Source organism: Bacillus sp. FJAT-22090, assembly GCF_007676755.1.
Taxonomy (GTDB): domain Bacteria; phylum Bacillota; class Bacilli; order Bacillales_A; family Planococcaceae; genus Psychrobacillus.
In genome coordinates, this window is the sequence record NZ_VEBK01000014.1 from 1 (window position 1) to 23535 (window position 23535).

Annotated in this window: 11 protein-coding genes and 1 pseudogene; 9 read left to right on the forward strand and 3 right to left on the reverse strand. The window is 36.3% G+C overall.

From position 1 onward, the window contains the following. Nucleotides 1-306 precede the first annotated feature (306 nt). Nucleotides 307-1704, forward strand: a complete 1398-nt coding sequence (locus FS486_RS15880) for a WD40 repeat domain-containing protein (RefSeq protein ID WP_144512740.1) — start codon at nt 307-309, stop codon at nt 1702-1704. Nucleotides 1705-2049: 345 nt separating this feature from the next. Here FS486_RS15880 and FS486_RS15885 read toward each other — a convergent pair whose 3' ends face one another. Next, entirely contained in the window at nt 2050-2334 is a 285-nt protein-coding gene (locus FS486_RS15885; protein WP_144512742.1) for a hypothetical protein, read from the reverse strand. 477 nt (nt 2335-2811) lie between these two features. Between FS486_RS15885 and FS486_RS15890 the strand changes: the two genes are divergently transcribed. The 4 genes from FS486_RS15890 (at nt 2812) to FS486_RS15905 (ending at nt 13746) form a co-directional block, all read left to right on the forward strand. Then, on the forward strand, nt 2812-5820 hold the full coding sequence (locus FS486_RS15890) for a hybrid sensor histidine kinase/response regulator (RefSeq protein ID WP_144512744.1): 3009 nt from the start codon (nt 2812-2814) through the stop codon (nt 5818-5820). Further along, nucleotides 5821-6906, forward strand: coding sequence for a response regulator (locus FS486_RS15895; protein ID WP_144512746.1), 1086 nt, complete (start codon nt 5821-5823; stop codon nt 6904-6906). Nucleotides 6907-7045: 139 nt separating this feature from the next. Next, nucleotides 7046-10609, forward strand: a complete 3564-nt coding sequence (locus FS486_RS15900) for a DUF4073 domain-containing protein (protein WP_144512747.1) — start codon at nt 7046-7048, stop codon at nt 10607-10609. An 86-nt stretch (nt 10610-10695) separates the two neighbouring features. Further along, on the forward strand, nt 10696-13746 hold the full coding sequence (locus FS486_RS15905) for an albumin-binding GA domain-containing protein (RefSeq protein ID WP_144512748.1): 3051 nt from the start codon (nt 10696-10698) through the stop codon (nt 13744-13746). A 136-nt stretch (nt 13747-13882) separates the two neighbouring features. On the opposite strand, the gene FS486_RS20715 is transcribed toward FS486_RS15905, so the two are convergent. Continuing rightward, nucleotides 13883-14830: a methyl-accepting chemotaxis protein gene (locus tag FS486_RS20715; protein WP_395940864.1), complete on the reverse strand. Its 948-nt coding sequence runs from the start codon at nt 14828-14830 to the stop codon at nt 13883-13885. After that, a pseudogene (locus FS486_RS20720) lies at nt 14825-15568 on the reverse strand (HAMP domain-containing protein); the annotation flags it as partial. The pseudogene FS486_RS20720 and the gene FS486_RS20715, both read right to left, overlap by 6 nt. Nucleotides 15569-15926: 358 nt before the next feature. Here FS486_RS20720 and FS486_RS15915 point away from each other — a divergent pair. The 4 genes from FS486_RS15915 to FS486_RS15930 all read left to right on the forward strand — a co-directional run bounded on the left by FS486_RS15915 (nt 15927) and on the right by FS486_RS15930 (nt 23534). Beyond that, nucleotides 15927-18170, forward strand: a complete 2244-nt coding sequence (locus FS486_RS15915) for a 5'-nucleotidase C-terminal domain-containing protein (protein WP_260858130.1) — start codon at nt 15927-15929, stop codon at nt 18168-18170. An 824-nt stretch (nt 18171-18994) separates the two neighbouring features. Then, the gene (locus FS486_RS15920; protein ID WP_144512750.1) at nt 18995-20632 is read left to right on the forward strand and encodes a choice-of-anchor I family protein; all 1638 of its coding nucleotides are present in this window, start codon (nt 18995-18997) and stop codon (nt 20630-20632) included. Between the two features lie 252 nt (nt 20633-20884). Further along, the gene (locus tag FS486_RS15925) at nt 20885-21430 is read left to right on the forward strand and encodes a helix-turn-helix domain-containing protein (RefSeq protein WP_144512752.1); all 546 of its coding nucleotides are present in this window, start codon (nt 20885-20887) and stop codon (nt 21428-21430) included. Between the two features lie 61 nt (nt 21431-21491). Next, complete coding sequence (locus FS486_RS15930) at nt 21492-23534, forward strand: hydantoinase/oxoprolinase family protein (protein WP_144512754.1); 2043 nt, start codon at nt 21492-21494, stop codon at nt 23532-23534. Nucleotide 23535 lies beyond the last annotated feature (1 nt).

Consider the following 23535-nt stretch of genomic DNA (forward strand, 5'->3'; position numbering starts at 1 on the left):
CGGCCAAAAATCTATTTATTTAACACTTGACTTATTTAACATTAAACGCTGTGTAAGACACAATTCAGAACGTGTCTTACACAGGGATACTTTATATATACTACATCAAAATACAATCCCCTATTGCTTCTTGTTGCCTAGTATTATATGCTGGGTATAACTTTTATACTATTTTTGAGAAGAAGAAATTACATATATAATTCATACAATCTAGTTTTTTAATTTTAAAAAACACAATCTTGCATCAAGGTCACGTTTTAAAAATAGTAATATGATAACTTGTTACATAGATAAGGAGGAAATAAATTGTCAGCAAAGAAATTCAATATACTCTTTTATACATTTATAGCATTTTTACTTCTTTTTTCGACAACGACAACATTAAATGCACAAGCGGCACAAAAGGTTATGTGGGGAAAAACGGAGCTAAAGCTTGGCCAGATTGGAAAAGTCACAATCTTAGATGATACTCCACTAGTCAGAATCGCGAATAATGGTTCTCTATCAACTATTCGTACCTTGAAAAAAGGGGACGAGTACCGTGTATACAACTTTAAAGGGCAAGAAGGTGGTTTATATGGGATTGGAGGAGAAAGCTTTGTTCAAAAGAGCAAATTAGTGCAATATGAGACGCCATCTAAAGCAAAATTGAATGCATTAATAGGTTTCGAAACGAAAAAAACTTCGAAACTTTCAACTTTAAAAGTAATGGAAAGATGGCAGCCGCTTCCAGATACTATTAAGGCACATCGAAATGACCGAGATGCTCCGCCTGGATCAATTCGCTATTTAGATTATAAAGGTGGTCGCTATTTTAGTTTTGAGCACGATAACAAGGTAAGAATATTTGATATGGAGAAAAATGAGGTCTCTAAAGTTCTTGGAAATGATTTGCATATGTCAATAGGGGGTAACATTGTTGTCTGGTCATCTGACAGTCGAAAGACAATTACCTTATATGATTTGACTACAAAGAAACAGAAAAAAGTGGACGCTCCTGACAATGGTTTTATTTATCGATTGAGTGTAAAACCAGATGGAAAGTTTATCGCTATTTCTATCTATTATGAAGATAGAAGTCCAAAGAAAAAACGTAAATATCTTTACGATGTAGAAAAAAATAAAATGATACCTCTCTATGAAGATTCCCAGATAGATTCATTAAATCCATGGAGCGGGGATGAATTAATATATCAAGGCATTTCGGATTTTGAAGAAGAAACGAATAAAATTGGTATTAAAATAATTATTGATGGGAAAATGGTAGATACAAGTAAAAATAAAGTTGTAAGATTTTTTGCTTATAACGTGAAGACAGGAAAACACCGAATATTAGAAAATATGAAAAGTCCGATTAACTTTCAAGTGGCAGGAGATTGGATCGTCTATGAATCTGATGGTGTGTATTTATACAATATGAAAACAGGTGAAACAAAAACGGTTATAAAAAGAGCATTTACTGGAGAAAGTCAAATTGCTAATGTATTTTTTCCTACTACTAATGGAGAAAGCGTAGTTTATACAAGAATAGGCCAATATATGAAATACGATATTGCTACAGGAAAAACGACGCAATTGTTCAATTTACCAGATCCACCAGTACATGAATCGGATTATGAGTTTAGCGTAAGAAAAAGCTTACTTGTAGAAGACTTACTATTTTTATACGGAAACAATATTGAAACGACAATTGTAAAGTTTTGAAATAGGGTGTCAGGTGGAGTGGACGAGCCTAGACTAAAGAAAAAAGAAAGGAAAAAGAATTGCTTTGGCAATACTCTTTTCCTTTTTTAAAGTTCCCTGTGTAAGACACAATTCAGAATAGTGTCTTACACAGGGACCTAGCAACAACAAAAAAACACCCTAAATGGGTCACTCTGTGCATTCAATTATTTCATGGCCTTCTTCCCAAGGATTAGTATCGATTGAAAGATAATATAAGAGCATTTCGTTTTTGCCTTGCGTATTATGTTTAGAAGCTACTACAAACCGCGATGGATTAGATTTGTACTCATAATAGGATGGATGTATAGTTTTGCTCTCACCAATTTATTGGCTTGTATATATATCACCGTACTTTGGAATACTGTCATGTTTGTATACTTCCGCGTATTCGAATATTGCGTCATCAGGCATAAATAAGTGTTTGTAAGTTTCTTTTTCCTCCGATGTCTCGGGATAATCTATATATTCCCTATTTTTCACACTTTGGTTTATTACAATATTAGTCACTACTTTATTGGTGGTGCTTGTAATGTCTGTTGATACTTTTTCGTTTGAGAATGCCAGCCTTGAACGGAATGAAGGATGACTTCTTCTCCTTGGTGCTGGCACGGAACAGCTTCCGTCTAACATATTTCCCTACAAGTTGGCAGACTGGATGATTCATGACTTTATATGCGATGATTTTACCATTACATAAATCTAGAATAGGTGACAAATAACGTTTTTCTCCAAAGAGATGGAATTCAGTCACGTCACTTGCCCATTTTTGATTCATTTTCTCTGCCTTAAAATTACATTAGAAGTGATTTTCCCGACGTTTCCTTTATAAGAGAAGAGCGATACTTCTAAAGCGATTCTGACAATAAGGATTGAGAAAGCCAGGTTGTGAGAAGGAGGAAGTCTCTTGATCGAGAAATCGATTGGGGGGCTTTTTTATGTCCCAGCAGGATACAGTTCAGAATAATGTCTGAATTGTATCTTGCACAGGGACAAAAGAACCAAAACAATATAAAAAAACATTGTATAAACCGACATTTCCACATACAATCAACATATCAAATAATTAATATAAGGAAACAAAAAAGCATGAAAAAAAACTTTATCAAAATCGTTGCCATCATAGGAATTTTATTCATAAGTGGATTTGCCCTGAATTCTATCTTAGTGAAAGATAAAAATGTTTCCCCAAAAGCAATAGATGGTGTTTTAGATTTACGTAATTACGACTTTAATGGAAACGAACCAGTTGAAATGAATGGGAAGTGGGAGTTTGTTCCTAATAAGCTAGTAGACTCTTCTACATTTGATAGGCAACCATCCTATCTTGTTCCAGTTCCATCACTCTGGACTCACTACGAATGGGATGGTGAACAAGTACCCAAATATACTAGTGGAACCTATCGCCTAAGAATCCTGTTAAGTGATTCGCCCGAAGTGTTAGGGATAAAAACAACTAATATTCGTATGTCGAATGCCGTTTATATAGATGGAAAACTGTTAGGTAAAAGCGGAAATCCTGCAGAAGACTCTTCTTATACACCTCATAATACCCCGTTTGTTTCTTACTTTTCCCCCAACGGGAATGAGATAGAGTTGATTGTACAGGTTGCGAATTTTGACTACGCATCGGGTGGGGGGATTTTGGGCTCTATCCTAATAGGGGATCAAGATAGTATAGGGAAACTACGTGAAAGTTCCCTTGCATATGATTGGATAACTATTGCCGCTTTTTCAACCATGTTTGTTTACTTTTTAGGCTCTTATCTACACGCAAGGATAGGTCCAGAACAGCTTTTCTTTTCTCTATTTTGTTTCGTGAATGTGTTGTATGCAGTTTCTCATGGAGAAAAGGTATTGATGGGGCTGTTACCTTCCATTTCTTATGCGGTTTTTGAAAGAATTCAATCATTATCAAGTATTTGGATAGGTTTGTTTATGTTATGTTTTTTTGCAATATCTTTAAAACCTTTTGCTCATAAAAGAATAGTGAAGTTTTTGTATTTGCTAAGTATCTTGCTGACTATTTCAGCCCTTTTGCCAGTAAAGATTAACTCTAGCCTACAAATCTACTATTCACTTTATATATTTATTATTTTAGTATATATCATTTATTTACAAAGTATTGCAATATCCAAAAAGGCAGTGGGTGCTTCTTATCTAATCTTTAGCAGCTTCACCATCTTTATTTATTTTACTATAGGAACGTTAAATGTTTCGGCAAATTATGCGCTTAATTCATTGCCACCTTTATTTCCTTTTATTTGTTTAACGATGCTTTCGCTTTACATTTCCCATCGTTTCATGGATTCATTCCTGAAAAAAGAAGAGTTGTCCAAAGCGCTTCTACGTGTGGATAAGCTGAAGGATGGGTTTCTTGCAAAGACTTCTCATGAATTTCGAACCCCTTTGCATGGAATTATAGCTATCTCTCAATCGATGCTAGAAAACAGAAAGTCTTCTTTGACAGTGGATGAGGAAGAGAAGATGGGGTTAATCGTAGGCACTGCCCAGCGTTTGTCTAATCTTGTCAATGATATTTTGGATTTTTCGAAGTTGAAGGAAGGGGATTTGCGTGTCCGTATTACTTCCGTGGATTTGTTTGCTATTACACATGTCGTAGTTGAGACTTTCGCTTATATGATAGACAAGGATGTGGAGGTCGTTAATCATATCCAGCGGGGGCAGTTTGTATTAGCTGACGAGGAAAGACTGCGACAAATATTATATAACTTAATTGATAACGCGGTTAAATATACTGTTCGAGGGAAAGTAGAGATTAAGTGCTTCGAACACGGAGGAAATTTAGTAATAGAAGTTAGTGATACAGGTATTGGAATTGCTCCAGAGAATTTAAAAACCGTATTCGAGCCTTTTCGACAGTACAGCAATTCAATTGGAGGAACAGGCCTTGGTTTAAGTGTTACAAGAGAGCTTGTTCAGATTCAGGGTGGGACCATCACTGTAGAATCGGTCGTTCATAAAGGAACCACTTTTACAGTTTCGCTTCCGAAAGCAATGAAATTTAACGAATCTACACAGCAACCATTTACTCTTCCACTACCTTATATGATTGAAAATAAGGATCGGAAAAAAATCATTATTGCAGATGATGATCATGTGAATTTGAAAGTTTTGATAGATACGCTTATGACAGAGAACTATTTCATCATTGCAGTCGATAGTGGAAAAGCGGTTCTGGAGCAGGTGAAAAAACATCCCGATGTGGATCTTGTCATCTTAGATATTATGATGCCAGGGCTTTCTGGGTATGAAGTATGTCAACAATTGAGGAGGTCTTATCTACCTTCTGAGCTTCCTGTTTTAATGCTGACAGCGGCTGTTCGTCCAGAAGATATGATTGCAGCGTTCCGATCCGGTGCGAATGATTTTCTACACAAACCATTAGATACATCGGAGTTAAAAACGAGAATAAGAAATTTACTTCTAATGAAAGAATCGTCCGAAAACGCTGTGAAAATGGAGGTAGCTTTTTTACAGGCGCAAATCAAACCGCATTTTATATTTAATGTGTTAAATTCAATACTGTCACTCAGTTATATAGATTTGGATAAGGCGCGTGTCATGATTACGGATTTTGCAAACTTTATGAGAGGCAGCTTCTCCTTTGAAAATACGCATAGTCTTGTACCATTAGAGAAGGAACTGTCCTTGATTCAATCATACGTAAATATACAACGTACTAGGTTTCCAAAGCGGTTAGTATGGGAAATACAAATGGAAGAGCCATTTCATTGTCTTATACCCCCATTACTATTGCAGCCTATTGTGGAGAATGCAATCGTTCATGGTCTTAAAACGAAGGAAGGCCAAGGAACTGTGAAGCTTAACGTAAGAAGGGAAAATGAAATGATTGTTTTCCAAATAAAGGATAATGGAGCTGGGATATCAGAGCAACGGTTAAAAGAAATTTGGAATAAAGAAAAGAATAATGGACAAGGTGTAGGGCTACAAAATATTGAAAAACGACTGAAGTATTATGAAGATGCTTCTATTCATATTAATAGCGAGGAAAATAGAGGAACAATAGTGGAAGTAATATTTCCATTCATACACATTGAAAAGGAGGGACATTAAATGTTAAAAGCTGTATTGGTTGATGACGAACTGTTGGCCCTCGAGTTATTAGAAGCAATGCTAAAGGAAATTGGAGGAATCGAAATTATAGGCAAGTTTTCTAACCCACTAGAAGGATTAGAAAACTTGTCTGCTCTTCAACCTGATATCCTATTTCTTGATATAGAAATGAAAGAAATGAACGGTATAAAACTAGCAGAAAAAATCGAATCATTGGATGCTCAAATGGATATCGTATTCGTTACAGCGTACAATGAATATGCACTAGAAGCGTTTAATGTCGATGCTGTGGGCTATATTTTAAAACCGATTGAAAAGAGTCGCCTAGAAAAAACCGTGAAACGAATACAACGGCATAGACAACCTGTTTCTTCACCTCAACACGAGCCATCTTTAAAAGCAAGTCTTCTTGGAAGCTTCCGACTACTTGATCCCCAACAGGAACCTATCAAATGGCGAACGAAAAAGGTAAAAGAGTTCTGTGCCTATCTCATCCATCAAAACAAACCTGTACACAGAGAAAAAATTATGGAAGAGCTTTGGTCTGAAAAAACTATAGATAAGGCATCCGTAGCATTACACACAAGTGTATATCATTTACGAAAAGAACTAAAAAATCATGGATATCATGATTCCGTCAAGTATGTAGATGAGCGCTATTCCTTATCGATAGAGATTAATAGTGATGTGCAGGTCATAAAAAAAATAGTAAACCAAACACAAGTTGCAACAGAAGAAGCAAAAAAGCTGATAGATTTATATAAGAATCATTACTTAGCCGAAGAATATTATGACTGGGCAATGGAAGAACGAGAGCAGTTGCAAAAAAGAGTTGCCCAGTTTTTAGAGAAATTCGTTGAACAGTATTTTATGGAAACAGAGAGTTTATTGAAAGAAGCGATTGAAAAGCTAATAGAGATGGATCCTTGGGAAGAACGATATACAAAGCTGTTAGTTCAATATTATATTCAACAAGGAAACAACCGGGCTGCACTAGAAGTTTATAATAAGTATAAGCTTACTCTTTGGAAACAATTAGGGATAAAGCCACAGGAAGAACTAATAAATTTAATGAAAAGCATATAAAAATGACTAAATCCACCTCGATTTTATCGATAAGGTGGATTTTTTGTCGTTTTTTGTAAGCGTTGTTCAGAAAATGTCTAGACTAAAGTGCTAAAATAATTAAATAGCACTATTATAAAAAGACTAGGAGGAATATCAATTGATTAGAAGAAAAATGTTTGCATGTATACTAATCGCTATGATGCTAATTTCATTATTATCATACAATATTGACGTAGTAAGCGCAGAAAGTGAAGAAAATGCTGCAACTGAATTGCATGAAGAAAGGCAGTCTGAATCAGAAGAAGAAATAGAATTTGAATCGAAAGGAATATTTAATTCTAATTATTCTTCAACTTTTGGAAATAATGGAGTAGCTGTTTCAATTGATCCTAATTTAAAAATTTTAGGTATAACGGATGAATTAGATGGCGCTTCAATTGTTATCAATAATTTTAATAGTGGTGATCAGCTTAATTTTACTAATACTGAAAACATAACTGGTGAGTTCAATCGAACAAACGGTGTACTGGTATTAAAAGGAAGCGCTAGTTCAGTAGACTATCAAGAAGCACTACGTTCTGTTTTATATTCAACTATATCAGAGAATATTTCAGATAGAACATTCACTTTCAATCTTGGAAGCTCCCTTTCTTACAATAATCATTACTATGAGTTTATAAAAGCTAGTGGGATTTCCTGGACCGAAGCAAGGGTAGCTGCTGAAGCAAAATCATTTTTTGGTCGAAAGGGCTATTTAGCAACAGTTACAACACAAGGAGAAAATGATTTTATTAAAGAAAAAACTAGCGGAAATGGTTGGATAGGTGCATCCGATTATTATACAGAACTTAATAGAGTCTCAGGCAAAAATTATAGTAATCAAAACCAAGCTGAAGGACAGTGGTACTGGGTGACAGGCCCTGAAACTGGTACCCAATTTTGGCAAGGGGGAAGTTATGGTTCCTCGGTAGATGGTCGTTATGAGAATTGGTATGTTGATACCAATGGAGTACGCGGTGAACCTAATAATAGTGGTGGTGAACATTACGCACATATTCTAGGTACAGACGGAGCTTTTTGGAACAACAATGACCCAGCAGGATATGGTAAATGGAACGACTTTCCGGATAGTCTGCCAGAACGTGTCGAGGGGTATATTGTAGAGTATGGAGGTATGGAAGGTGATAATGAAGATATTACTATTAGTACTTCTAAAGTAAGTAAGTTTGACTCTACCTCTAATGATTTAACACCTTTGGAAAAGGTGAATGCCGCTAAGAAAACAAATAGTAATGAGAATGCATTGGCTGCAATAACAAATCCAGCACTAGATTTGAGCCTTCCGAATGACTTTTTAAGTTGGGGAACTGATTTAAAAAATTCTGTAGCAGAAACAGTTATGTATATAATAGACGAAGATTATGAAAGTAAGGCACAAGTACAATATGTTGTAGATCTTGCTACTTTTCCAATGATAGCTTTCGATGACATAGAGCTTGATAGTATTAATAATAACTTAATAACTTATTTTACGATGTTTGCACAAAGTAAGGAAATATTCCCTAGTAATGATCAATTTGAGTCTTTATCTCAAATGGGTGAATCCTATGTTAACATGTCTGATATCGATAAAAGTATTTTTGCCTATCGAACAAAATTTCATTTTTTAAATGCACAAATTACGAGAGATCAAATACTTGAAACCCTAACTGCCACATTTTCTACTTATCGACCAATTAATAGAGTGATTAAAAAGGTTGATATGTATAATATCTTAGTCAATCTACGTTTATTGCAAAAAGAATCTAGTCAACTTATTTTAGATTATCCTCAATATGGTATGGATATTTTTGCACTTGATTTAAAGAAAGTAGATGACCCCGACTTTACTTTCGCTAGGTATCAGGAGCTCGCTCAATGGATGATAAATCAGCGACCAGAAAAAGGGTATGCAAATTATTTAGAAATCCAAATGGCATTTGATCGTTTCTTTACCCCGTCAACACCGAATGTAAGTGGCAATGATGTGACAAACAAACTTATCGGCGCAGACGAGACAATGGAATATTCAACAGATAGCGGTATTAGTTGGACAACTTATACGGAACAGGAAGCTCCAATATTTATAGGAAATGTAACAGTAAAAATCCGTGTGAAAGCTAATGGAAACATACCGGCGGGAGAGATAACAACAGTAACCTTCACTGCTAATAATCTTCCACCAGTAACACCATCTGCCCCAAATGTAAATGGGGATGATGTGACAAACAAGCTTATCGGAGTAGACAATACAATGGAATATTCAACTGACGGGGGTGTTAGTTGGATAAACTATAATCCAGAACAAGCCCCAACATTCACAGGAAATGTAACCGTACAAATCCGAGTGAAGGCAACTGGAAGTACACCATTTGGAAAAGTTGCAGTAGTAATCTTTACGAAAAACCCAGCTTCTTCTAGTGAGGATAATGGAGGGCAGTCATCATCGTCTTCTAACACGGAAAAGATTGTCGTCGACGTTGATGGGAAAGACGGGACAAACCTAACAAAAACACCAATTACTCGTACAACAGATTCAAGTGGAAAAGTGAAAGACCACGTTTCCATGTCAGAGGATATCGCGAAAGAAACTGTAAATAAAGCAAAACAGCAAGGTACTGATACTGCACGAATTATCATTCCAGACACGAATGATAAAGTTTCTGAAGTAGTAGTAGAGATTCCTAAGACAGCATTAAAACAATTAAACGATGGAAAAATGAAACTAGAAATAGCAACGGAAAACGCTGTAATTTCGATTCCAACTAATTCATTATCCACATTTAACGAAGATCTATATTTCAAAGTTGTTCCAATCAAATCTAAGGAACAACAAAATCTAGTGGAAGAGCGTGCAAAGAAAGAGAAATTAATCCAAGATGTAGCTAAAAATCAAACAGTTCAACTCTTAGGGCGTCCAATGGAAATAGATACAAATATGCAAAGTAGAGAAGTTTCTATTGTACTTCCATTGAAAGAAGGCTTGCCAACAGATGCAAAAGCACGTGGTACAATGTTGGAAAACCTCGTGATTTTTGTTGAACATAGTGATGGGACTAAAGAAATTGTTAGAGGAAAAGTGGTTCCTTATCAAAAAGATAGCGAGCTAGGTCTTGAGTTTTCAATCTCTAAGTTCAGTACCTTCTCAATCGTATACATGGATGGTGCAAAAGCATTTTTTGATGGTAAAGGTTGTGGAACTGACACACTTTCAGCAAGTTCAATTGGTTGCTTGAGCATTAAAAAATCTGTACCTGTATATGAACTTGTAAACAATCGATTGAAAAAAGTGGATGTATTGAAAGAAGGGCAAGCAGTTCCAGCATATGATAACATTTCACCTATGCTTGGATTAGGCGGAGATATTTGGGTGGAACGAACAAACGCTATTCGTTACGAAACACCTTCCAAATCCATGCTTGAGAAAAATGCTCTTACTGGGACGAGTCGACAAAAGCAAATATGGAAAGGACTGGAGCTCCGTCCTGGTCAAATCGGCAAAGTCACTATTTTAGCAGATACTGTTATTTGGGAAAAAATCAATAAAACTAATAAAATTGCTCGTATTTTGAAAAAAGGTGAGCAATATCGTGTATATCGATATGTTCCTGGAATGTATAGTATCGGGAACGGAAAATATGTAGTGCAAGGTGAATCAGTAATTCTGCAAAAAACTAAATAACATTTAATTTTAGTGAAAAGTTCATGCCTATCGAACTTTTCACTACTTTTGAAATAAAGAAAAATACGGAAGGAAGGACATCCAGAATGAACAAAAGAATAGTTAAACAAACCGTTGTTGCTGCTTTACTCACATCATCTATTTTCTCATTTACTTCAGTAACTTACGGTAAAGAGACGACTATCCAGCAATCAATAGATGCTCTGAAAATAGAGATGAAAAAGGCTCCTCTCTATTATGTAGACCCCGCATTTAAAAGTGTAATAGAGTCAAGTCAAGAATTATATCCTGTACTGAATAATGTGAAAAAGCATTATAAAGAGGTAAAACAACAAATACAATCTTCGAAACTTTCTCCAAAAGAACAGAAGGCAAAGATAACAGAATTAGATGCATTGTATGAGGAAAAAATCATCAAGGGAGTCATACCATATATTGATGCATACAATTATGCGGTAAAATATTTGGATCCGATATTAAAAGAAATGTTAGATGCCCATGCTACAGGGGATTTAGACGGCGTTGAACGTGCATATCACAAGTTATCGTCCCAATTAGATTCCCGTACATCGATCTTATACCGCTTTACGGGTAAAGCACCACGCGATCTATTGTTAGAAAAATATAAAAAACCGTCTGACGCAAAAAGAGACGAACTACGAATTCCTGTAACAATCTATATGAAAAATAACGAAGTCTTGAGGTTGTGGAAGGAAGGAAAAATAGAAGAGGCAAGAAAAGTGATGGATGAGGTATTAGACCTTGCTACGAAAGCCTACGACAATGGGAAAACAAACTATTCAATTTTGTTATCCAAAGAGGTGAAGGAAGCAGAAGCACTTTTCTCTACTAATCCAACCCCTACACCAGAAGTTCCAAGCAATCCATCTGTGAATGGTGGGGACAACGAAGGACCTTCCGAAAGTGGTGCAGATAGAAAATTAAGCATAGCAAAAAATAATGCTATTAAGGAGTTGACGAGCTATAAGGTAGAAACAGACTATAGTTCAGCAAAATGGTTAATCGTTCAATCCGCGAAAAGCACCGGGATAAACGCAATCACAGCAGCCACGACTATAAGTGAAGTGAACGAAGCATTATCAAATGCCAAAATAGCTATCGATTTGGTACAAACACTTTCCCAAGAGGAAATAGAAAAACAAAATGCCCTAGCCACGGCAAAAACCTCAGCCATAGAAGAGTTGAAGAGTTATAAAATAGAAACCAACTATAGTGCGGAAAATTGGATGATGATTCAATCTCTGCAAACAACTGGGACTAAGGCAATCACTACAGCCACGACTATTAGTGAAGTGGCTCAAGTATTAGTTAATGCAAAAGCTACTATCGATACAGTAAAAACACGTGCGGAAGAGGAAACAGAACAACAAGATGTCCTAGCCACAGCAAAAAACTCAGCGATAGAAGAGTTGATGAGTTACAAAATAGAAACAGACTATAGTTCGGAAAATTGGTTGATGATTCAATCCTTACAAACAACTGGGGCAAACGCGATTACCACAGCCATAACTATTAGTGAAGTGGCTCAAGCATTAGTGAATGCAAAAGCGACTATCGATACAGTAAAAACACGTGCGGAAGAGGAAACAGAACAACAAAACGAGCTAGACACGGCAAAAACCTCAGCCATAGAAGAGTTGATGGGTTACAAAATAGAAACAGACTATAGTTCAGTAAACTGGTTAACTATTCAAGCTGCAAAGACAACTGGAACAAACGCTATTATGCTAGCCACGACTACAACTGAAGTGACTCAAGAACTATCAAATGCCAAAACAGCTATCGATATGGTACAAACAATTGCGGAAGAACAACAAGAAATAGTGAACGCTGAGGCCGCCGCTATACTAAGCACTTTCTTTCCACCAACAGCAGAAGCGGGTACGAGTTCTTTTCCTACAGTAAGAGAAGGTTTCTCTATTGAAGTAAGTTCATCTTCAAATCAGGTAATATACGATTTGGATGGTAAAATCCAAACAAACGGCACTTCGGAAGTTATATATACAGTAACCCATCTTGCTTCTGGGAAAAAAGCGAATACTGGAATAATAAGTGTATCTGTGGTTATTCCTCCACAACCATCCGGTAACCAAAATCCAATTGTAGAAGGTATAATTCCATCTCAAGTAGTTACAGAGGGAATAACAGAATCACGAAGCTTTGATTTATCACAATTGTTTAGTGATCCAGATGGTGATAGTCTTTCGTACAATCTTGTTAATAATGATTTGGGCATTACTAATGCAACAATAAATAATGGTAATTTATTTATTGCACCAGGTTCAATTGCTGGCGAGACAACGATTACGATTGAAGCGGACGATAGAAAAGGAGGTACAACATCTACAACTGTTACCGTCCGAAATGCACCACTTGTAAATAATGGTTTTAGAAAAGTTGTGACAAAACAAGGTGTAGATCAAATATCATTTGATCTAAGTGAATATTTTCCCGGGCAGAGTGAATTTTTGGTATATGAAGGCACACGGTATTTTGTATTGCACGATCCTGAATTATTAAAAGGGAATGTTTGGACAGGAAACGCGATGGATAGATATGTATGGTTAATAGCAGATGATGGTACCGCAATAGTATTAGATATTACCTCAGTTGCTCAAGGCACTTCGGAAATATATTTTTCTGAATATCTGGATGGTGGAGATGGAAGAATTGCATTGGAACTTTACTATAATGGTATAACGAATTCAGAACTGACTGGATATGAATTGGAAGTTTATAAATATGTAAAAGCTACTAAAACTATTCAAGTTTCAAAAACTCCTATTTTTTCTGATAAAGTAAATTCACCATACATTCTAATAAGTGGAATTTTTTATGATTTTATGGATCTTACAAAAACAACATATTATAATGATGATTCTTTAGATATTTATAATCCAAATAAATATGCTGTTACAGCCTTTGTTTTGAAGAAGAACGGGCGCATTGTAGATATTTTAGGAGATATTAATTCCCAAGAACAATTTTTAAAAAATGGTGGGACCATTGTTAGAAAATCTAAAATATATACTGGTTCACAAAACTTTAACCTAAACGGTGAATGGAACGTTTTCCCTAAAGGAACATATGGATACATGGGAACACATACACCGTAGTCAGAGATACCAGGTTCTAATATAATTCTGCCAATATGGTATGTTTGTATAAAATAGTTAAGCCCTGTGGAGTAATATCTACAGGGCTTTTTGTAATCTGTTATATACAAATCGTTTGAACTGGCACCTCCAAAAACTAGACCCTAAACTGCTGAATAATATCCTGTAAGTTCACAGCCTGTTCGCTTAAATCTCTAGCGACTGAATTGATTTCCTCCATTGTCGCCAACTGTTCTTGGACGGCAGCAGAATTTTGTTCAGCTTGGGTGGAAGCTGTAGTTGATTGTGCAGCAATTTCATGCACGGAAGCAACGACTTGCTCGGCACTTGCTGATATTTCTTCTGTAGCAGCAGATATTTCTTCGATTTGACCGTTCATTGTTTGGACTGCACTCACGATTGTCGAGAAGGCGGTGCCGGCGTCCTCAATGACTTGAACGCCATGCTCCACATTTTTCAGACTTTCCGAAACAGCTTGTTCAACGTTTCTCGTGTCATTTTGGATATTCATCGTCAGGTTGACAATTTGTGTAGCTGAAAATTTGGATTGCTCAGCAAGTTTTCGTACTTCATCTGCTACAACTGCGAAACCTTTTCCATGCTCTCCAGCTCTAGCTGCCTCGATTGCCGCATTTAAAGCAAGCAAATTCGTTTGCTCTGTAATATCTGTGATAACTTTTGTGATATTTTCTATCTCAGTTGTTTGCTTACTCAATTGCTTGATTAGCTCATTTGTTTGATAAGATGAATCGTAAATAAGACTCATTTGTTCTTTTGCCGATTTTACAGATTTCACACTATCCCCGGCTAGTTTCTCTGTATCTATTGCATTCTCTAACAGTCCTTGTGCGGATTCCGCAATACGTTGAACCCCAGACGCTGTTTCTTCCATTGCTAGTGAGCTTTCCATTGCAGCTGCTGCCGCAGTTTGAGAACCACTCCACATTGATTCCATATTGCTACTGACGTCTTTTGAAGCTATTGCCACCTCTTCTGTGCTAGCGGACAACTCCTCTGCAGCAGAGGTCACGTGAAGCGCATTATCATTCACACTACCGATTAGATTACGTAAATTTTGCTTCATTGTATTGAAAGAGTTTGCCAAATCTCTTAACTCATCTTTTGACTTGACAACAATATCTTCCTTCGTAAGGTCACCATCGGCAATGATAGAGGTTGCTTCTGCGAGTCTTCTCACAGGGCGGGAAATAGTCCGGTTAATAATTGTTGCAATAATGAGTCCTAATATTATATCAACAATAGTGCCTAGTATTAGTGAACGCTTTGACATTAACGTCGCCTCTTCGGATACTTTGCGTTCCAGTGCAATATGCTTATCCTGGTAAGTGACCATACCTTCAGCCGCTTCGTTAATGGTTCTATTAGCATCATTCACTACAGTATTGATCAATACAACTGCTTGGTCTTCTTGACCTTTCTTTACACGGTCAATAACTTTTGATACACCTTCGTCAAATAATGGAATAGTATCTTGTATTTGTTTGATATAGCCTTTCATCTCGTCAGAAGAAACCATTTTAGATAATTCGTCGACGCGGTCTTTTAACAATTGTTGTTTTGCTTCTAAATTGGAAAGTGAAACTTCGTCATTGCTTAAAACATACGCTCTTGCAAATAATCCTTGTGATGCTACCTCTAGCTGAATTGCGCTGGCTAATTGCGATTGCTTAATACGATTATCAATCATATTTTGATATTCTTTACTTACTTTGTCGACCTGCATGATGCTAGTGGCAGCAAAAGATAGTAGAATAAGCAAAACAATTAAGAATCCGCCATAAATTTTCTTTCCAATTGTCATATAACTTGATCTCCTCGTGTTGTAGTTAAAGAATGAAATACCGTACTTACCTTAGTATAAAATTTCTTTATATAATTACTATCGGTACGTTTGTTTTACATTAAATAGGACAAATAAATAAAAATATATCAGATATTTATTGTTGGAAGAAATTTCAATTGTCGAATAGAAACTTCATTGAGATATAGTTCAAGACATCTACTTAACCTTCAAATAATGTAACTAATAGCAAGTGATTTCCAAAACCTTAGAGAAGTAAGGATTTTAATAATAAATGCTATATTGTGAGTAAAGCACTAGAATGCTATACTTATTCAGTTAGTCTTAAAATTCAGAACAAAAGGGGGAGGTTTGGAAAATGGGTAAATTTAAAAAGAGCATGTCCATACTTATTGCATTGGTATTGATACTTGCAGCAGGGGTTTTCGTTAAGCAAACACCTGTAAATGCACAAGAGAAAGAAAAGGAGATTAATATTACACTCCTTGCTACATCAGATATTCATGGGCGTTTCATGCCTTGGGATTATGCGATTGATGGTCCTAATCTAACTGGAAGTTTAACTCAATTACATACAATTATAAAAGGTATTCGTAAAGACAACCCGAATACTATTTTGTTAGATAACGGGGATTTAATACAAGATAACTCTGCGGAATTATTCAATGATCAACCAGAATCACCAATGACCGTTGCTATTAATGCAATGGGTTATGAAGCCTGGACATATGGAAATCACGAGTTCAATTTCGGCTTGGACGTATTGGACAAAGTTTCTAGTCAATTTAAAGGACCCAAACTAGCTGGAAATGTATATAAAGAAAATGGGGAACGCTATTTACCAGCATATACAATTATCGAGCGTGAAGGCGTTAAAATCGGAATTATTGGTATGGTGACTCCAATGATTACAGAATATGAGAAAGGCACAAATCATCTAGAAGGATTAGTCGTAAAAAATCCCGTAGATGAAACTAAAAAAGCAGTGAAAGAATTAGAAGGTAAAGTAGATGTAATGATTGGCCTGATGCATATGGGATTGGAAAATGAGAACGGTAATCCAGGAACAGGCGTAAAGGAAATGGCTAACGCTATTCCAGAACTAGCTGCGATATTTGCAGGTCACAATCATGTACTTATCAATAAAGAAGATGTTAACGGAATCCTTATAACAGAACCTAACAAATACGGAACACATATTTCACGAATCGATTTAACATTTACCCGCCAAGGAGAGCAGCTGACGTTAACAAATAAAGATGCTTCGACTATTCCAGTAAAGAACGAAGATGGGACATTTGTTGAATCAGACAAAGAGCTTGAAAAGATATTAAAACCATACCATGAGTTCGCTCGTGCAGATGCTAATATTGAAGTAGCACAGCTAAAAGGAACAAATCTTGTTCCTAAAAATGAAATTAATGGAATACCTGCTGTACAAATTCAAGAGACACCTTTGTCTGACTTCTTTCATGAGGTGATGCTACACTATAGTAAGGCAGATGTAGTTGCACATCAGATTGATAACGACAAAGCATTATTAGATATTGGTCCTATCAAGAAAAAGGATATAGCTTATAATTATCAATTTGCCGGCGGGGAAGTATCGGTATATGAAGTAACTGGGAAAGACTTAAAGGACTATATGGAGTGGGCTGTTGGTTACTTTAACAGTACACGCGATGGAGATGTGACGATTAGTTTTGATAAAACTCGACGTGCTTCTAAATATAGTACGAATGACTTTTTCGGCAATGTTAAATATGAAATCGATTTAACTGAGCAACCAGGAAATAGAATAAAAAATCTTCGTAAATTAGATGAAACACCTATCCAGATGGAAGATAACCTGAAACTTGGAATGAATGCGTATAGAATGGACTTCCTTCTATCAAAAGGGCAGGCACTTGAAGGACGTAAATTTAACATGATTTGGTCATCGAAAGATGAGAGTGCATATGGAGAAACTGGAGGAACTATCCGTAATCTAGCAATTAGATATTTGAAAGATGAGATGAAAGGTAAATATGAACCTGTTATCCAACATAACTGGGAAATCGTAGGTGTCGATACAAATTCACCTGCACGTGCTGCTGTTGTGGAACTTATTAATAAAGGCATCTTAGCAATTCCTACAACGGAAGATGGCAAATTTACAAACATTTCCTCCATCAATGTAAACGATGCAATAACAAAAGAAGAGATAAAAGAGTTAGCGCAAAAAGCAAAAGTAGATTCTACTAAACTCTCACAAGTAAAAACAACAGGAGATTTTTATCAACAGCTTGTCAAAGTGATGAATACTCCGGTAGTTGACAAAGGAACAAACAAACCAGTAGAAAAGCCGACGATTCCAAGCAAACCAGCACCAGATAAATCGAAACCTACTGTTACGAAACCGACAGTAAGTAAAGATAAAGGGATTGTTACTTCCTACTTTTTAAATGTTCGCTCTAAGCCAGCAAACAACGGCAAATCAATAGGAGCAATCTCCAGAAATACAGAAATAACAATTCTTGGAGAAGAAAAAGGCTGGTATAAAATTTCTTATAAAGGGAAAACAGGTTATGTTTATAGCCGATATATTAAATTAGAAAAATAAACTTATTTCGAGAGTGTAACCAAAGGGAGTTTTGGTTACATTCTTTTTTTTATAAATAAAAATGTAAGGTGTACACTGAATTTCTAATACTTTTAAGAGAGAGTAATACTACTGATTTCGTTTCAGGTGGGTATAAAAACTAAAAGCACCGCTTATCACTGCAATCAATAGAGTGATTGTACTCCCAATTCTTTTGTCATTGATTGATGATTGCTATGAGGAGTAGCGGAATTATAAAGTAATAGTTAGTATTTACCAAATAAAGAGGCGAAATTGCGAACGAAATTGCATTTTCGAGAGCTTACTCTATTCATTTGGAAGTAATCTTTTCTTTCCTTACACAAACATGAAAGAAACCTGTTCCTAAATTTTTAGAAGGGCGGCGGACAGTCAAACGGCATAAGATTACCGAGAAAAGAGATGTTGACCATGACGTTAGTCATGATCAACATCTCTTAAAAAAAGCCGGTTATCATATAGCATAAGTCTTCCCAAAGCACTTAGAAAACGATTGATACAGGTTTTGATCTTCTTATGAAGTCCTTGGAACTTATAGAACGGGACTATATACTTGATGAAAATCTAGTAAGTGATAAAAATAGACCGAATATGATTAAAAAGCAACCAGTTCACCCGCTAGAGCCACCAAATTAATTGGACGTGTTGTAAAATTCCTAGCTTTTCTTTATTCGCAAAAGTCCTTCAAGTCTTCGTCCTCCACAGGTGGAAATTTCCTGAACAAAAAAATTACAGTAAGTTAACGTGGACTTTACATTAGGAATATATACTTAATCTAGATGAGAAGAATAGAGGGGGAAGCAATATTGAAATTGAATAAGAAGTTACTGGTGAGTTTTACGGCAGCTAGTATTTTATTGGTAGGAAGTCAGTCTTTTAATGTTTTAGCTAAGGAACAACAACCATTATTTGAGTATAACAAGAAACAATTGGATGTATCCCAAATTGCTCAATACGATAGCAAATCTGGGATTGGTGGGACCGAAATCTTAGCGTATGATGAACAGCTTAAAAGAGCATTTGTTACGAATGGAGCGAAATCTGCAATCGATATTCTTTCATTTAACTCACTGAAATCGAAGGATTTTGAAAATATACAGTCGACGAAACGAATATTTCTAAAAGATTTTGGTATCGAAAATGTCAAGGACATAACGAGTATTGCATCACATCCTACAAAAGATTTACTGGCGGTTTCCGTTGTGAGTGACCCTAAAACTAACCCTGGCTATATTGTTTTTCTAACTAAAGAAGGGAAGTATCTAGCGTCTGCACAAGTAGGTTCTTTGCCAGATATGGTTACTTTTACACCGGATGGAAACAAAGCAATCATTGCGAATGAAGGCGAACCAAGTGATGATTATAAAGTAGACCCTGAAGGAACAATATCCATCATTGATGTCTCAAATCCTTCTAAGTTTAATGTAAATAATCTTTCGTTCAAAAATGTACCACTTGATGAAAAAGTACGGGTTAGTTCAAGAGGGACTGTTCTTCAACAACTAGAACCCGAATATGTGACAGTTTCAGTAGATAGTAAGTTTGCTTATGTTTCTATGCAAGAAAATAATGCGATCGCAACAGTAGATTTAACTACTGAGAAAATACTACATGTACAGGGGTTAGGCGTTAAAGATCATTCAGTTGTTGGAAACGAACTAGATGGAAAGCGTGATGGGCAAACAAAAATTGAACGTCTTCCACTTTTAGGGCTATATATGCCTGATGCAATTGATTCATTTACGGTTGAAGGTAAAACGTATATTATCACACCAAATGAAGGAGATTCTCGTGCTTATAAAGCATATTCCGAAGAAGCTGAAATCGGAGATATAGCGGACAAGATAAAATTAGATGCCAAAAATTATAAAGGCTTTACTCAACAGGAATTAGATAAAATGGTAGCGGATGGACTTTTTAAGGATATGAAAAAAACAAAAATAACATTGGAGAATGGGCAGACAAAAGAAGGGACATACGAAGCGCTTTATTCATTTGGTGCTAGAAGCTTCTCCATTTTTGACGCCAAAACGATGGACCTTGTTTTTGATAGTGGAAGTGAATTTGAGAAAATCACGTCCGCTGCAATGCCTAAATATTTTAATACAGACAATGAAGAAATTGCATACGATAAACGAAGCTCTGCAAAAGGACCAGAACCCGAAACAGTCGTTACAGGTGAAGTGAATGGTACTCAATATGCATTCATCGCATTAGAGCGAGTTAGCGGAATTATCGTATATGACCTATCCAATCCATTAAAGCCTTCCTTTGTAAAACTTATTTCTAGTCGTGATTTCAATGCTGATATAAAAGGGGACGTTTCTCCAGAAGGTCTACGTTTTGTAACAGCTGATAAAAGTCCAACTGGCCAAGCATTACTTATAGCGACCCATGAAGTATCAGGCACTGTAGCTGTATATGAATTGAAAGAAAAATTATAAAACCAATCACATATCTATAAGTTAGAAGAGTCTCTAAGTCCGTTTAATGTATTTAACGGTCTTTAGAGACTCTTTTTGACTTTAAGATTCAATTATATTCAAACGGGAGTATGTATTTAGTCTTAAAGAAGAACTAGATATATTTGCTTATTGTTGACTGATAATTATAAATAGTCCTTCCATTCTAAAAACTATTATGCTATATTCATAATCATTACAGTAATACTGTAATTTCAAAGGAGTGTTTTTTTCATGGAAGATATTCACCTAAAGATTAAAGCCTTGAGACAAGAGCTAAATATGACACTTAAAGATTTAAGTGAGGAAACAGGATTGTCTTTAAGTTTCCTATCGCAAATTGAACGTGGCGCATCTTCATTATCTATTACCTCACTAAAGAAGATTTCAGACGCCTTAAATATTCATATCAATTATTTTTTTCTTGAGAAGAGTGACCATCAAAACTTTGTCGTTCGTAAAGAAAATCGTCATAGTTTCAGTACTAATTTAGGTAGCCAATTGTATACAAGATTATCTGGCACATTTCCAGGAAGGAAACTGGAGCCTTTAATTGTTACACTTCCTCCCCATATGAACGAGAATCACCCATACAGCCATAACGGAGAAGAAATGTATTTCATTCTAAAGGGTGAAGTTATTTTTTATCTAAATAAGGAGAAGTTTCACTTATACGAAGGGGATACGATTCACTTTCCCTCGAGCATTAGTCATCAATGGGAAAATCCCTTATCAACAGAATCAGAAGTATTAAGTATAGTTACGCCGATTATTTTTTAATTTTATTCAACAAGAAAATGATTGCTAAGGCGAATTTAATAATAATAGGAGAGTGGGAAAAATGAGAGTAGCGACGGATATTGGAGGTACTTTTACAGATTTAGTGTATGTCGATGATAATGGGAACTTTGGTATTGCTAAAAGTAATACAACTCCTCCACATTTCGAAAAAGGTGTACTAGATGTGATTGAAAAGAGTGGGATAAATAAATCTCCACTCACCATGTTTATTCATGGGACGACCGTAATCATTAATTCTTTAACCGAAAGAAAAGGGGCAAAAACAGCACTAATAACGACAAAAGGTTTCCGAGATGTATTAGAGATTGCACGTGGAAATAGACCAGATTTATTTAACGTTAAATATGATAAACCAAAACCATTCGTTGATCGTTATTTGCGAAAAGAGGTAAGCGAACGGTTGAACTATAAAGGAGAGGTTCTGACCGAACTGAATATGGAAGAGGTAAAAGAAGCGGTAGATTATTTTAAACAGGAGGGAGTAGAGGCAATTGCCGTATCATTCCTTCATTCCTATGTAAATCCTCTTCACGAACAACAAACAGTGCAACTGATAAAAGAAATTTGGCCTGAGGTGAAAGTTACTGCGTCAAGTGATATTACGCAAGAGTGGCGTGAATACGAAAGAACAAATACAGCGGTGTTAAATGCATACGTTCAACCTGCCGCTACAACATATATCGATCGTCTGGAGCAGGAATTGCGACAACAAGTGGAAATAGACCAACGCTATATTATGCAATCAAACGGCGGCACAACCAAGTTTGCAAAAGCGAAGGAGTCTCCTATTAACATGGTTGAATCTGGCCCGGTTGCAGGGATTCTTGGCGCAGCAGTTTTAGGTGAAATGATCGGAGAGAAAAATATTATTGCGTTTGATATAGGAGGAACAACAGCTAAATGTTCTCTTATCGAAGATGGAGAGGTGAAAGTATCTACCGATTATTATATTGAAAAAGATAGCCGCAATGCTGGTTATCCGATAAAAACACCGGTTGTTGATATTGTGGAAATTGGTAATGGTGGTGGATCGATTGCTTGGATAGATGAAGCAGGTTCTTTAAAGGTCGGTCCTCAATCAGCAGGGGCAAGCCCTGGCCCTGTTGCTTATGGACAAGGTGGAACGGAGCCGACGACAACAGATGCAAACTTGTTAACTGGTCGACTTTCATCCAAGAATTTCGATTATGATGTAAATTTAGAAAACGTGAAGTCAGCTATTTCTACAAAAATAGGCAATCATTTTGGTATATCGGCTGAAGAAGCAGCGCTTGGCATTATTCGAATAGCGAACTCTAATATGTTAAATGCACTAAAACTCATTTCTATCCGAAAAGGTCATAATCCACAGGAATTTACATTGCTTGCCTTTGGTGGTGGTGGTTCGATGCACGCACCGGCTCTAGCGTTAGAACTTGGAGTGAAGAAAGTAGTTATTCCAGTTGCTTCGCCAGTTTTCTCTGCATGGGGAATGCTGATGACGGATCTTCGTCATGACTATATTCAAACGTATATCAAACGTATGAATGAATTGACCATCGAAGAAATCAATCGGCAATGGGATGAAATTGAGCGTAATGCATTTGCTCACTTTGAAGAAGAAGGGATGGAAGCTAGTAATGTAGTATTCCAACGTTTTGCTGACATGCGTTACCTTGGTCAAGAGCATACTGTGAAAGTCCCGGTGTCCAACGGTGATTGGACGGAATCACAAAAACAGCAAGCAATTGAAGATTTTCACATGCTACACGAGAAAAACTTTACATTCAACTTACCAGATGCACAAACCGAAATTGTCAATATTCATGTGACGGCATTTGGAAAAGTCCCAAAACCACAACTACTCAAATTAGAGCGAACCGGAACTCTAGAAGAAGCGAAGAAAGAAATACGTGACGTTTACTATGAAGAAGATGGTTGGGTGAGTACTCCTATTTATGATCGTGATAAGTTACCAACTAGACAAACGATTACAGGTCCAGCAATTGTGGAAGAAAAGGCTGCAGTAACGGTTATTTATAAGCAACAAAAACTCTATTTGGATGATTACGGAAACATTATCATTGAGAAGGAGGAAAACTAAC